This is a genomic window from Dactylosporangium sp. CA-092794 (assembly GCF_050948465.1).
Classification (GTDB): Bacteria; Actinomycetota; Actinomycetes; order Mycobacteriales; family Micromonosporaceae; genus Dactylosporangium.
Genome location: NZ_CP192044.1, coordinates 6,451,470 through 6,464,512, shown reverse-complemented (window position 1 = coordinate 6,464,512; position 13,043 = coordinate 6,451,470). Strand labels below are relative to the sequence as shown.

11 protein-coding genes are annotated in these 13,043 nt (G+C 75.3%); 7 read left to right on the top strand and 4 right to left on the bottom strand.

All coding sequences use genetic code 11. The annotated features are described in order from the left end of the window. Positions 1–168 precede the first annotated feature (168 nt). The 4 genes from ACQPXD_RS27290 (at position 169) to ACQPXD_RS27275 (ending at position 3,014) form a co-directional block, all read left to right on the top strand. The gene (locus tag ACQPXD_RS27290) at positions 169–1,431 is read left to right on the top strand and encodes a cytochrome P450 (protein WP_432843431.1); all 1,263 of its coding nucleotides are present in this window, start codon (positions 169–171) and stop codon (positions 1,429–1,431) included. Next, positions 1,431–1,631 carry a ferredoxin gene (locus ACQPXD_RS27285; RefSeq protein WP_432843429.1) on the top strand — a complete coding sequence of 67 codons (201 nt, stop codon included), beginning with the start codon at positions 1,431–1,433 and terminating at the stop codon, positions 1,629–1,631. Before ACQPXD_RS27290 ends, ACQPXD_RS27285 begins: the two co-directional genes overlap by 1 nt. 85 nt (positions 1,632–1,716) lie before the next feature. After that, on the top strand, positions 1,717–2,277 hold the full coding sequence (locus ACQPXD_RS27280) for an RNA polymerase sigma factor (protein ID WP_432843427.1): 561 nt from the start codon (positions 1,717–1,719) through the stop codon (positions 2,275–2,277). Then, on the top strand, positions 2,262–3,014 hold the full coding sequence (locus tag ACQPXD_RS27275) for a hypothetical protein (RefSeq protein ID WP_432843425.1): 753 nt from the start codon (positions 2,262–2,264) through the stop codon (positions 3,012–3,014). The genes ACQPXD_RS27280 and ACQPXD_RS27275 overlap by 16 nt, the downstream gene beginning before the upstream one ends. A 58-nt stretch (positions 3,015–3,072) precedes the next feature. Here ACQPXD_RS27275 and ACQPXD_RS27270 read toward each other — a convergent pair whose 3' ends face one another. From ACQPXD_RS27270 to ACQPXD_RS27260, 3 genes are all read right to left on the bottom strand, one after another. Further along, on the bottom strand, positions 3,073–3,510 hold the full coding sequence (locus ACQPXD_RS27270) for an RDD family protein (protein WP_432843423.1): 438 nt from the start codon (positions 3,508–3,510) through the stop codon (positions 3,073–3,075). Positions 3,511–3,589: 79 nt separating this feature from the next. After that, positions 3,590–4,363 carry an SIR2 family NAD-dependent protein deacylase gene (locus tag ACQPXD_RS27265; RefSeq protein WP_432843968.1) on the bottom strand — a complete coding sequence of 258 codons (774 nt, stop codon included), beginning with the start codon at positions 4,361–4,363 and terminating at the stop codon, positions 3,590–3,592. 2 nt (positions 4,364–4,365) lie between these two features. Continuing rightward, on the bottom strand, positions 4,366–5,310 hold the full coding sequence (locus ACQPXD_RS27260; protein WP_432843421.1) for a TIGR03619 family F420-dependent LLM class oxidoreductase: 945 nt from the start codon (positions 5,308–5,310) through the stop codon (positions 4,366–4,368). A gap of 379 nt (positions 5,311–5,689) precedes the next feature. On the opposite strand from ACQPXD_RS27260, the gene ACQPXD_RS27255 reads away from it, so the two are divergent. Beyond that, complete coding sequence (locus tag ACQPXD_RS27255) at positions 5,690–10,099, top strand: CHAT domain-containing protein (protein ID WP_432843419.1); 4,410 nt, start codon at positions 5,690–5,692, stop codon at positions 10,097–10,099. Between the two features lie 272 nt (positions 10,100–10,371). Here ACQPXD_RS27255 and ACQPXD_RS27250 read toward each other — a convergent pair whose 3' ends face one another. Continuing rightward, positions 10,372–11,103, bottom strand: a complete 732-nt coding sequence (locus ACQPXD_RS27250; protein ID WP_432843417.1) for an NAD-dependent epimerase/dehydratase family protein — start codon at positions 11,101–11,103, stop codon at positions 10,372–10,374. 44 nt (positions 11,104–11,147) lie between these two features. Between ACQPXD_RS27250 and ACQPXD_RS27245 the strand changes: the two genes are divergently transcribed. Together ACQPXD_RS27245 and ACQPXD_RS27240 are read left to right on the top strand one after the other, a co-directional pair. Further along, a complete protein-coding gene (locus ACQPXD_RS27245; RefSeq protein ID WP_432843415.1) occupies positions 11,148–11,537 on the top strand; it encodes a PPOX class F420-dependent oxidoreductase in 390 nt (129 codons plus the stop codon). Between the two features lie 127 nt (positions 11,538–11,664). Next, entirely contained in the window at positions 11,665–13,029 is a 1,365-nt protein-coding gene (locus ACQPXD_RS27240; protein ID WP_432843413.1) for an FAD-dependent oxidoreductase, read from the top strand. Positions 13,030–13,043 lie beyond the last annotated feature (14 nt).

Below are 13,043 nucleotides of genomic sequence, written 5' to 3'. Positions count from 1 at the left end.
AGGTGTGGGCCACTCGCGCACGCACCAGGTGGGCTGAGCCCATTTCCGCGGACCGGTGGCTTCCTGGCAGCCGTCACCAGCATAGCCGTACCGCCCCGGCGCTGGCGTTTGCCCATGTCGTTCGACAAGGATGGATGCGATATCGGAGTCGACCACCGGGGGAACGTGATGACGTCCGTCAGTGAACACCACGCCCAGGCACTGCCGCCGCTGCCGCTGCCCGAGGGGCGGCGCTGCCCGTTCGGGCCGCCGCCGGAGTACGAGCGGCTGCGCGCCGAACACCCCGTGACCCGGGTGGCGTGCCCGACCGGCGTGGAGGCGTGGCTGGTCAGCCGGTACGCCGACGTGCGCGAGGTGCTCGGCGATCCCGGCCGGTTCAGCAACCGGCCCGGCACGGCCGCGCACATCCTGATGGGGTTCGGCGGCGGGGCCGCGCCGGTCGCCGAGGGCGAGTTCCCGCGCATGGACGGGGCCGAGCACCTGCGGATCCGCCGGCACATGGCGCCGGAGGTGTCCAACATGAAGCGGATCGGGCAGCTGCGGCCGCTCGTCCAGGCCATCGTGGACCGGCGGCTCGACGAACTGGCCGCGACGGAGCCGCCGGTCGACCTCTACGCGGGGTTCGCCCGGCCGGTGACCACCGCCGTGATCGCCGAGCTGCTCAGCGTGCCGGAGGCCGACCGCGGGCTGTTCCAGCGGGCGGCCGAGGCGCTGTTCGCCGGCGCGTCCAGCCCCGACGAGGTCGCCGCGGCGGTCCGGCCGCTGTTCGAGTACCTCTACGGGACGGTGATGACGCGCCGGGCGAACCCGGGCGAGGACGTGATCAGCCGCATGATCGTGCGCAGCGACGGGACCGACCGGCCGTTCAGCGACACGGAGCTGGTCCGGATGAGCGCCGCCATGCTGCTGGCCGGGTACGACACCACCGCCAGCATGATCAGCCACGGGCTGCTGGCCCTGCTGGAGCACCCGCAGGAGCTCGACCGGCTCCGCGCCGACCCGGAGCTGGCCGCGACGACGGCCGAGGAACTGGTCCGCTACCTCGGCGTCGGGGGCGGGCTGCTGCGCGAGGTCACCGAGGACACCGAGATCGCCGGCCAGCCGGTCAAGCCCGGCGACTACGTCGTGGTCGCGCTCCAGTCGGCGAACCGCGACGAGGCCCTGCACGCCGACGGCGACCGGCTCGACATCGGCCGCGCGCCCGGCGCCCACCTGGGCTTCGGCCACGGCCCGCACCAGTGCGTCGGCCAGCAGCTGGCCCGCCTGGAGCTGACCACCGTCCTGGCCACGGTCGCGCGGCGCATCCCGTCGCTGCGCCTCGCGGTCCCGTTCGACGACATCCGCTTCAAGGTCGACACCGCGGTCTTCGGCCCGGCCGCCCTCCCCGTGACCTGGGACACGATCCTCCCGGCGACGGCGGGCGACGCGTGATGCGGATCGAGGTCCACACGGAGCGCTGCATCGGTTCGGGCGTCTGCGCCCTGGTCGCCCCGGACCTCTTCGACCAGCGCGACGACGACGGCGTGGTCGTCCTGCTCGACCCGCGGCCGGCGCCGGAGCAGCATGAGCCGGCCCACGAGGCCGCGACCCGCTGCCCCGCCTCGGTCATCGAGCTCCACGAGGCCGGCTGACCACCCGGCGTGGCCGGGGACGACGGTGTGACAGGTCGGGGGGTGCCGGACAGGTACGGGGCATGGATCACGAAGGAGTACCCGCATGAGCGTGGGCGGGGCGCCCGAGGAGCGCTTCCGCGCGCTGCACCGCGACACGTACCCCGACCTGTTGCGGTTCGTCGAGCGCCGGGTGCCGCCCGGTGAGGCGGAGGACGTCGTGTCGGCGGTCTTCCTGACCGCTTGGCGGCGCTTCGGCAGCGTGCCCGACGACGCCCGGCCGTGGCTGTTCGCGGTGGCCCGCAACACGATGGCGAACCGGCAGCGCGGCTGGCTGCGGCGGCGGGCGCTGGACATCCGGCTGGCCGTCCTCGAGGGGCCCGGCGCGGCCGGCGACGACGCCGCCGGGGCCGCGGCCCGGATCGACCTGGTCCGGGCCTGGCGGGCGCTGAGCGCGGCCGACCGGGAGGCGCTCGCGCTCGTCGCGTTCGACGGGCTGAGCGCCGAGCAGGCGGCCACCGTGCTGGGCATCCGGCGCACCGCGTTCGCCATGCGGCTGGCCCGGGCCCGCGAGCGGCTGCGCGCCGCCCTCGACCCGGCGCCGGCCGGACCCGCCCCCGCCCGCGTACAACCGATCAAGGAGCAGCAGTCGTGGACCCGAGCATGAACGAACTGGACCGGCTGGCCGTGCTCGACCCGGCGCGCGGGCGGGAGCCGTCCGAGGCGGAGTGGATCCGCTCGCGGGCGGCCGTCGACCGGATCGTCGCCGGGCCGCGGCGGCGGCCGGCGCGGCGCTGGGCGCTGGTCGGGGGCGGGGCGGCGGTCGCCGGAGCGGCGGCGGCCGTGCTCGTGCCGGCGCTGCTGCCGGGCACCGCCGAGCGGGCCGTGGCGGCGTGGACGGCGGTGCCCAGCGCGCGGACCGGCGAGCAGGTCCTGCCGCAGGCCCGGGCGTGCGCCCGCAACGGCGTCGGTGGGAGCGCGGCGACGGTACAGCCGGCCGACGTGCTCCTGGCGGAGCAGCGCGGGGTGGCGACCCTGCTCATCATGCGCAAGGCGGGCACGGTCGTCGAGTGCCTCAGCGTCGGCGACGACGCGCTCGCCGCGATGGGGCTCGCCGGCGACGGGCCGCTGCCGCCGGTGGCGGCGGGCACGGTGACGCTGGAGACGATGAGCTCGCTCGGCAGCGGTAAGCACATGTGGTCGAACATCGTCGGCCTGGTCGGGCCCGGCGTCACCGGCGTCGACGTGCGCCTCGACAACGGCCGGGTGGTGCGGGCCAGCGTCAAGGCGGGCTGGTGGGCGGCCTGGTGGCCGGGGCCGGAGGGCGGCGAGGTCGACCACCTCACCGTGCTCGTGCACACCGGCGGCGGCACGCGCGGCTACCGGCAGACCGAACTGCCCTGACGGCGAGCGGCCGCGGCGATCGGGTGATCGCCGCGGCCGAACGGGCAGGCCCGAATGTTCAGGCCCGGACGACCAGCGTGCGGGCGGCCATGTCACCGAGCCGCCGGCGGTGGGACGAGGCGAGCACGACGATGAACGCGATGAGGTACCCGAACAGCCCGTCGATGATGCGCAGCAACGTGCGGACGAGCGCCTTGCCGAAGCCCGGCGCCGCGCCCGTGGACTGGTCGACCACCCGGATGCCGGTGACGAGCTTGCCGACGGTACGCCCGGTGAGCCCCTCCAGCAGCGTGTAGTACAGCACCGCGACGACGAACAGCAGCAGGCTGCCGCCGGTCGACAGCCGCGTGTAGCTGAAGCCCGACCCCGTCGACTCGCTGCCGAAAATCTGTGTGACGACGCCGCCGAGGCACCCGAGCAGCACCGCGTCGACGATGGTGCCCACCACGCGGCGGCCGGTCACGTGGACGTCGAAGGATCCCGATGTGTACGCCATGCTTCCTCCATAGCTCGAAGGCCGGGCTCGATATCGAACAGCTCGCACGATAGGCGGCGCGCGCTCGGGTCGGGCGCGCTCACCCGCGCTCGCCCGGCCACGCGGCCGCGACCAGGGCCGGCAGGACGGCGGCGGCGGTGCCGCGCAGGTTCGCCGCGTAGAGCTCGTCCATCGGCGTCGGCTCCGGGTTGACCTGCACGACCGCGGCGCCCGTGATGGCCGCGATCCGCGGGATCTCGGCGGCCGGGTACACCACGCCGGACGTGCCGACGCTCAGCAGCACGTCGCAGGCCGTCGCGGCGTCCACGGCCGCGCTGAACGCCGCCACGGGCAGCGCCTCGCCGAACCACACCACGCCCGGCCGGACCGGCGCGCCGCAGGAGGCGCAGCGCGGCGGCGGGATGCGGCGGCCCTCGTCCGGCTCCGTCCCGCCCGCCGGGAACGCGGCCGGATGGCCCGCCGGTGCGGTACACCGGGGCGCGAAGAGGCTGCCGTGCAGGTGGATCGGGTCCCGGCTGCCGGCGCGCTCGTGCAGGTCGTCGACGTTCTGGGTGACGACGGTGGTGCCGGGCAGCCGCGCCTCGACGGCCGCCACGGCGCGGTGACCGGCGTTGGGCTCGGCGGCGCGGGCCCGGGCGCGGCGCCACTCGTACCAGCCCCAGACCAGGTCCGGGTCGGCGTCGAAGGCCTCCGGCGTGGCCAGCCGCTCGGCGTCGAAGCGGGCCCACAGCCCGGTCAGGTCGTCCCGGAACGTGGGCACGCCGCTCTCCGCCGAGATGCCGGAGCCGGTGAACACCACGACCCGGCGGGCCGCCCCCAGCAGGCCGGCGGCCCGCTCCAGGTCCCCCGGCAGCGTCACAGGCCGGCCTCGCGGACGGCCGCGTGGTACTTCGCCGCCAGGTCGATGAACTCCTCGGGGTCGCCGGCGTCGCCGATCGCGTTGGCGACCGTGAGGAAGACGTGGTCGACGCCCGCCGCGGCCAGGTCCGCGAGGTCGCCGACGACCTGGTCGATGCTGCCGGTGTACGGCTGGCGCCCCTCCGCGGGCACCTCGGCCGTCCCGGAGATGTTGACCTGGTACGCGCAGCGCATCGCCGCCGGATCGCGCCCCGCGTCAGCGGTCATCTGCCGCAGCCGGGCCAGCATCGCCCCGGCCGCGGCCGGCGGCAGGCCGGTCGGCAGCCAGCCGTCGGCGCGCCGGGCCGCGCGGCGCAGCGCCACGTCGGTGAAGCCGCCGAGGTAGATCGGGATCGGCCGGACCGGCTTCGGCCCGACCTCGGCCGGGGCGAGCACATACCGTTCGTTGCCGAACGACACCGGGTCCGCCCCCCACACCGCCGCCGCCACGTCGAGGAACTCGTCCAGCGCCGCGCCGCGCTCGGCGAACGGCCGCGGCGCGAACGCCGCGAACTCGTCGATGCTCCACCCGCTGCCCAGCCCCGCCACCACCCGCCCGCCGCTGGCCGCGTCGATGCTGGCCAGCGTCCGGGCCAGCATCGCCGGCACGTGCAGCGGCGCCACCAGCACACAGGTGCCCAGCTCGACGCGCTCGGTGACGGCGGCGGCCAGCGTCAGCCCGACGAGCGGGTCGAGGACGCCACGGTACCGCTCGGGCCACGGCACATCGGGCATCCCCAGCAGCCCGTGCTCGCCACTCTGGTCCTCGGGCACGAGCAGCCGCTCGAAGACCCACACGCTGTCGTACCCGATCTCCTCCACCGCCCGCGCGACCCGCGGGATGGTCGTGCTAGGATCGAAGTTCTTCAGTAATGGCAGGCCGACCCCGACCTTCAACGACATCGCGACGTCCTTCCAGCACCCGACTCCGGCGACTGCGCACCAAGACCATAAGCCGGGGCCGGTCAGTGGCGCACACCCACCCGGCCAACCGGCGCCCAGGACGGACCGTTCAGCCTGTCCGCGTCGTCCCGGCCGCGCCCCGTCTGGCGATGCCACTCCGCCCGAACTGGGACTCGTTCATCTCCCGCACGGCAGGTCGGCCCGCTCCGACCAGCCGTTGGCCGGTTCCCTCGCGGATCGGCAGCCGCCAGTCGCGCCCACCTGGATCCGGTCGTTGGCGGACGTGCCCTCGGCCCCGGGACGTCACGCTTCAACGCATTCGCATGCATCGCGGACCGCGCCACGACCGCCCGCTGGGTGCCCTGTCATGATGTCGCCCATGACAGACGGGTTCGGTCGTGTGCTGATCTGGTCCGCTCCGGGCGACGCCGCCCACGCCGACGCCGTGCGGGACCTGTGGATCCTGCTGCGGGCCGCCGGCCTGGACGCGGACCTTTACGCCGCACCGGACACCACCGCGGGACCCGCGTCCGCCGAAGCCGCACAGGCCATCGGTTCACCCAGGCCGCCCGGCGACGCGGACCGTTCCGCCGCGCCGGACGCCACCGCGGCGGCCGAGTTCGCCTCCGCCGCGGCCGTCGTGGTTGTCGGGTCGCCCGGGCTATCCGCGGACGGCGGCGGCGACGGGCCGGCGGCGTGGCGGGCGATCCTCGACATGGCCGGCGGCGACGAGAAGTCCGCGGCCGCCCTGGTGCCGGTGCTGCTGCCCGGCGGCGCCCCCGACGACCTGCCCGGCCCGCTCGCCGCGCTCGGCGTGCACCGGGTGCGCACGCTCAGCGCCCGCGGCACCGCCGCCCTGACCCGCGAGCTGCGCCGGCGCTGCGGCGCGGACGCCGCGCCCCGGCACGAGCTGCGCCTCGCGGTGCGGGTGGCCGACGGGCGGCTGCACAGCACCGCCACGCTCGCCGGCACCGTGCTGTGCGAGCGGGACGAGCCGCTGCCGTTCGGCCGGGACGAGGTCTGGTCGCGGCTGGACCTGCCCGACGCCGAGGCCCGGCTCGCCCGGCTGGGCCAGCGGCTGTCGGCGGCGCTGTTCGACCCCGACGCCCTCGACCAGCTGACCACCCTGCTGGCCGCCGCCGTCGACGGCACCGTGCTCGACGTCGTGGTCGAGGCCGACGGGCCCGCGCACGAGCTGCCGTTCGAGCTGATCCGCCTCGCCGACCAGCGGGTGCTGGCCACCGTCGACGGCGTGCGGCTCATTCGGTCCGTCACCGGCGTGCGCGTACCGGACCATGCGCCGGCACCCGGTCCGCTGAAGATCCTCGTCGCGGTCGGCGCGCCCGAGCACACCGAGAACCCGGCGCTCGACGTCGAGGCCGAGATGCAGGCCATCGTGTCGGTGGTCGGCGACGTCGGCCGGGCCGAGATCACGATCCTCGAGGTGGCCGGGCCCGCCGAGATCGCCGAAGCGCTGCGCCGCGACGCGTACCACGTGCTGCACCTGTCGGCGCACGGCTCGCCCTACGGCGTGGAGCTGGAGGACCGCGACGGCAACGCGGTCGACGTCCTGGCCGAGGATCTGGTCCGCGCGCTGCGCCGCGGCGGCAGACCATTGCCGCTGATCGTGCTGTCCAGCTGCGGCGGCGCCGCCGACGCGGACGCCGGGCTCGCGGTCACCCTGCTGCGCCACGGCGCGGACCGGGTCATCGCGATGCAGACCTCGGTCACCGACCGGTACGCCACCGCCCTGCTCACCGGCGTGTACCGGGCGCTCGCGCAGGACAACGCGCCCGTCGCGGCGGCGCTGGCCGGGGCCCGCGCGGCGCTGTTCGACGAGGCCGCCCGCGCCGAGACGCCGCAGCGCCCCGAATATGCGGTGCCGGCGCTGTTCGCCGCCTCCGACGGTCCACTGTGGAATCCCGACGCGGCGGCGGTACCCCTGTCGAACCCGACGGAACTGCCGACCGGCACCGGCGTGCGCGAACTACTGCTCGGCGACCTCGTCGGCCGGCGGGGCCTGCTGCGGACCGTGACCCAGACCCTGCGCGACGAGGCCACCGCCGCGCCACTGGTCAACGGGGTCGTGCTGACCGGCCCGGCCGGGATCGGCAAGACCGCGCTGGCCGGGCGGGTGGTCAACCGGCTGCGCGACGACGTCGACGACCCGTGGGCGATCACGGTGCACGCCGGCACCTGGAACCCGCCCCAGCTGCTCGCCGAGCTGACCGCGGCCGGCGTCGACCTCGGCCCGGACGCCGCCGGCCTCGGCGAGGAAGCGGCGGACGCGATCGCCGACGCCCTGCGCACCCGGCGCGTGCTGCTGGTCTTCGACGACTTCGAGCAGAACCTCACCGCCGGCGGCGGCGCCTTCGCCGACCCCGGCTTCGGCGAGGTCTTCGGCGCGCTGTGCCGGGCCGCCGAACGCGGCAAGGTCCTGGTGACCAGCCGCTATCCGGTACCGTCCGAGCTGCCGCTGGCCCGCGTCGACGTGCCGCCGCTGAGCGACGCGGAGCTGGGCCGGCTGGTGCTGCGCCTGCCCGGGCTGCGCGACCTGCCCGGCGACGACCGCGCGGCCGTGGTCCAGGCCGTCGGCGGGCACCCTCGGCTGGTCGAGTTCGTCGACGCGCTGCTGCACGGCGGCGCGCGGCTGCCGGAAGTGACCGCCCGGCTGCGTACCCTCGCGAAACAGGAGCGGATCAGCAACGCCGGCCCGGCCGGCAGCCCGGCCGAGGCGACCCGGCAGGCGATCGCCCTCGGCGCCCGGGACGTGCTGCTCACCGAGCTGCTCGAGCTGCTCTCCCCCGATGCCCAGGAGGCGCTGCTGCAGCTGGCGGTGTACCGCAGCCCGGTCTCCGCCGACGACCTCGCCTTCGCCGTCCACGGCGGCGAACCGTCCACAGCGGACACCGCCGCGACGGCCGGACATCTGGACCGGCTGCGCGACCTCACGCTCGCCGCCACCGGCGAGAACGGCGCGGCCGTGGAACCCTGGCTGCGCGAGGCGCTCGCGCCGCGCCACGGCGACCGCCTCCTGGACCGGCACCTGCGCGCCGCCGCCGCGTGCCAGCGGATCGTCGAGGCGGGCCGGGCCGATTTCGAGACCCTGGTCGAGACCGTGCACCACCTACGGTCCGCCGAGCGCGTCGACGAGCTCGCCGACTTCGCCGCCGAGACGCTGCCGAAGCTCAGCGGCGAGCTGACCGTCGCGGCGTTCCTCGGCGACGTGGTCCCTGGTTTTCCGGCGGAGCACCCGGCGTACCTTTTCCTGATCGGTCGCGAACGCGACGCGCTGGAGGCGACCGGCAGCACCGCCGCGGCCGCCGCGAAGGGCGACGAAACGGTCCGGCTGACCACCCGCGCGGCCGAGGCGGCGCCGGACGACACGCAGGCGCAGGTCGCGCTCAGCGCCGCCCTGGACGCCCAGGGCCGGCTGCTGCACCGGCTCGGCCGCACCGCCGACGCGCGCGGCTGCTACGAGCGGGCGCTCACCATCGACCGCCGGCTTGCCCAGGCCGAGCCGCAGGACGTCGGCTACCGGCGCAACCTGGGCCTGAGCCACCAGAAGATCGCGCAGACCGCGCTCGACGACGCCGAAATCGCCCGGGCCCGCGAGGCGGCGGAGGCGTCGCTGCGGATCCGCCGCGAACTCGTGGACGCCGACCCCGACGAGGCCATGCTGCACTGGGATCTCGCCATCGGCCTCGGTACCGTCGCCGCCGTGCACCGGGCCGCCGGCGAGCTCGTTCCGGCCCGCGACCTCTCCACGCAGGCCTTGGACATCTGGCGCCGCCTCGCCGAGGCCGACGCTGACAACTCGGCTCTGCTCGAGCACCTCTTCGACGCTCTCGACGCCCTCGCCGAGACGTTCCTGCCCGGCTCCCCCGACGCCCTCACCGGCACCGCCACTGCTGGTGCCCCCGCTGCTGGCCCCTCCGAAACCGCCACTTCCGGCCACGGCGCCGACGGCACCGAGACTTTTGACGACCCTGCCGATGCCGAGTCCCCCGACGCCGACGTCACCTCCGCGACCGCCAACCCGGCGACCGCTGGCGCTGGCGCTGGCAAAGATGCTGGCGAGGCGGAGCGTTTCAAGGAGCTGGCCCTCGAGGCGGCGGGAATCGCGGAGCGGCTGACCGCGGCCGACCCGGGCAACGCCGCCTACCAGCGCAAACAGCTCGCGGCCCAGTGGCGGCTCGGCGACATGGATCTCGGTGCGGGCGATCTGGCCTGCGCGGCGCAGCACTTCACCACCGCGCTGGACCTGGCGGAGCGGCTGGCCGGCGGCGACCCCGGCAGCGTCGACGCGCAGCGCGACCTGAGCACCGCCTTCCGCCGCGTGGCCGACCACTGCGCCGCCAACGGGCAGCCCGAGGAGGTACGCGGCAACCTCGAACGGTCCCTGGAGATCGCCGAGGCACTCGTGCACCGTTTCCCGCGCAACGGCGCCTTCCACCGCGACGTCGCCGAGTCCCGGGAACGGCTCGGCGCATGGCTGGCCCGGACCGGCGAGCCGGCGCCGGCGCGCGCCCTGTTCCGGCAGTCCCTGGCGAGCTGGCGCCGCCGGTCGACGCTCGACCCCGAGGACCTCGGCGCCCGCGTCGGCCAGGCCGGCGCGCACGCCCGCATCGCCGAACTCGACGAGGCGGCCGGCCACCCCGGGCGCGCCCGCCGGCAGTGGCAGGAGGCGCTCGATGTCGCCGAGCAACTCGCCGCCGACTCGCCGGCCGCGGAGTTCCAGGCCTTGGCCGAGCGCTACCGCCTCAAGGCAACCAGCTCCAGCAATTGAACCGCCGGTTTGTCACCGGCCGATCTGCGCGGCCGGGCCGGACGTATGTCTCCGTGATCATGATGCTCACGGTGGCCGCACCACGGGTTTGCCATGATCCCGGAGACTTCTGGTACACGGGTGTACATCACCACTCCGTGATCATGAAAAACCCTTGGTGTCGATGCCCGGACGCGCATGATCACGGAGACTTCCGGTCGCTGCGCCACACAGCGCCCGATGGGCGGGACGTGCGCACGGCCCCGTGGGAGAGCGGCGTGCCAGCCGGCCGGTCAGCTGCGGTGGGCGAGGCCCCACTTCGGGTGCGCGGCCTCCGGGGCGGTCAGGTCGTCGGGGAGGTCCGGGAACGAGGCCGAGTCGTCGCGGGGCGCGTAACCGGGCAGGGTGTGCTCGTAGACCTGCGGGGTGTTGGCCGAGACCCCGTGGTACACCCCGAATCGGACGTCGGCGGCGAGGGCGGCGGCGAACAGGCGGTTCAGGTCCGGCGGGCTGAGCCAGCCGCCGCGCCAGCTGCTGCCCAGCGGGCGGTCGCGGACGCCGCCCAGGCGTAAACAGATCGCCGGCAGGCCCCACACGTCGCTGTAGACGGACGCCAGCTGTTCGATGAGGACCTTCGAGGCGCCGTACGGGCAGCACGCGCGCGGCGGCAGGTCCTCGCGGACGAAGGTCGCGCCGGCGTCGAGGTGGCCGGCCATCGCGTGCAGCGAGGAGGCCAGGATCACCCGTTGTACCTTGTGCGCCACCGCGGCGTCCAAAAGGTTCGCGGTGGCGTCGGCATTCGGTCCGCGCAGGCCGGGCCAGGTGGTGGCGGGGTCGGCCTGTCCGGCGAGGTGGACGATCGTGTCGGCGCCCTCGGTCACCGCGTGGGCGAACGCCGGGTCGGTCAGGTCGCCGGCGATGAGGTCGGGCCGGTCCGGGTGCGGGACGACGTCGGTGCGGCGGACCTCGCCGTCGAGCTGCAGCAGGCCCGCAACGCCGCCCGCGGCGCCGGTGAGCAGGATCATGCCCTATCCATAGCACGGGCCGGGCGGCGAGTAGCCTCGCGGGTGTGGATCTCCCGAAGGAGCTGCTCCAGCTGCTGGAGCGCAACAGCCTCTGCTACCTGACCACCCTGATGCCCGACGGCTCCCCGCAGATCACCCAGACCTGGGTCGACACCGACGGCACGAACGTGCTCATCAACACCGTCCGCGGCCACCAGAAGGTCCGCAACATCGAGCGGGACCCGCGGGTCGCCGTCGCGATCGGCGACCCCGACGAGCCGCGCCGCTACTTCCAGGTCCGCGGCCGGGTGGTCGCGATCACCGAGGAGGGTGCCGCGGAGCACATCGACAAGCTCGCCCACCGGTACATCGGGGGGCCGTATCCGTGGTTCGGCGGCCGTGACCAGGTCCGGCTGCTGCTGACGATCGAGGCGGACCGGGTCACCGGCCGCTGACGCGGCGCGGGCGGGCTCGGTCGGGGTCCGGACATCGCGGCGCCAGTGTCTCGTTACCGACCGTAATGGCACGGCTCGATCCCTACGGTGAGCGCACATCGCCTCACCGATTCAGCGGAGTAGAGCCGTGTCCAATAACCAACGCCACGCCGTCGTTCTCGGCGCCAGCATCGCCGGGCTGACCGCGGCCCGCGCGCTGCGCGACTCGTTCGACCTGATCACCGTTATCGACCGCGACACCCTGCCCGAGGGCGCCGCCCACCGCCGCGGCGTGCCGCAGGCCGAGCACGGTCACGGGCTGCTGGCCCGCGGCCGGGCGGTCCTGGAGGAGCTGTTCCCCGGCCTCGTCGACGAGGTCGCCGCCGGCGGGGCCATCCCCATCGACATCCAGCGCGATGTCGTGTGGGTCTTCGGCGACCGGCCCGCGCCGCGGACCGAGTCCGGCCTGCACGGCCTGTGCATCAGCCGGGCGCTGCTGGAGTCGGCGCTGCGCCGCCGGGTCAAGGCGCTGCCGGGCGTCACCGTGCTGGACGGGCACGAGGCGACCGGCCTGTGCTTCGACGGCGTCCGGGTCACCGGCGCGACCGTGCGGCCGGTCGCCGGCGGCGGCGAGCACGAGATCCGCGCCGATCTGGTCGTCGATGCGACCGGGCGGGGCAACCGCGGCACCGCCTGGCTCGCCGGGCTCGGCTTCGAGCGGCCCGCCGAGGAGCGCATCGACGCCGGTACGGTCTATGTCTCGCGCGACTACCGGCGGGTGCCCGGCCGCGAGGACTTCGCCTGCGTGCTCAACGCGCCCGGCCCGCGGCGGCCCTACGGCGGCATCGCGATCGCGGTCGACGGCGACCGTTGGATGGTCACGCTGCTGGGCGTCGGGGCGGACCAGGCGCCGCCGACCGACCCGGACGACTACCTGGCGTTCGCGGCGAAGTTCGCCGACCCGCGGCTGCACGCGCTGCTGCGCGACGCCGAGCCGCTCGGCCCGACCATGCGGCTGCGCCTGCCGGCCAGCGTGCGGCGGCGCTACGAGCGGCTGACCCGGCTGCCGGAGCGGCTGGTGTCGATCGGTGACGCGCTGTGCAGCTTCAATCCGGCGTACGCCCAGGGCATGACGGTCGCGGTCGCCGAGGCCCGGGAGCTCGGGGCGGCGGTGCGGGCCGGCCTCGACGGGCTGCCGCGCCGGTTCTACGCCCGGGCGGCGCGGGTGATCGACGCGCCGTGGGACATGTCCGCCGGTGGCGACCTGGCCTACCCGTGGGTCGAGGGCCCGCGCAGCCGGCGGACCAATTTCCTCAACGGTTACGTCGCCCGGGTGCAGCAGGCGACCGGGTACGACGCGGTGGTCGCGCAGCGGTTCCTGGCGGTGGCCAATTTGATGCGCCCGCCGCAGACGCTCATGGCGCCGGCGGTGCTGGCCAAGGTTCTTCGGTACGGCCGGCGGACCGAATCGTTGGCGGCGCCGGTCGCGGCGCGGGAGGTGCCGGTGGGCTGAGCGGTACGGTGTGC

What these genes read in the sequence shown, in the direction of transcription:
- ACQPXD_RS27290 (WP_432843431.1), top strand. Translation starts at nt 169, where the DNA reads ATGACGTCCGTCAGTGAACACCACGCCCAGGCACTGCCGCCGCTGCCG.
- ACQPXD_RS27285 (WP_432843429.1), top strand. Translation starts at nt 1,431, where the DNA reads ATGCGGATCGAGGTCCACACGGAGCGCTGCATCGGTTCGGGCGTCTGC.
- ACQPXD_RS27280 (WP_432843427.1), top strand. Translation starts at nt 1,717, where the DNA reads ATGAGCGTGGGCGGGGCGCCCGAGGAGCGCTTCCGCGCGCTGCACCGC.
- ACQPXD_RS27270 (WP_432843423.1), bottom strand. Translation starts at nt 3,510, where the DNA reads ATGGCGTACACATCGGGATCCTTCGACGTCCACGTGACCGGCCGCCGC.
- ACQPXD_RS27260 (WP_432843421.1), bottom strand. Translation starts at nt 5,310, where the DNA reads ATGTCGTTGAAGGTCGGGGTCGGCCTGCCATTACTGAAGAACTTCGAT.
- ACQPXD_RS27255 (WP_432843419.1), top strand. Translation starts at nt 5,690, where the DNA reads ATGACAGACGGGTTCGGTCGTGTGCTGATCTGGTCCGCTCCGGGCGAC.
- ACQPXD_RS27250 (WP_432843417.1), bottom strand. Translation starts at nt 11,103, where the DNA reads ATGATCCTGCTCACCGGCGCCGCGGGCGGCGTTGCGGGCCTGCTGCAG.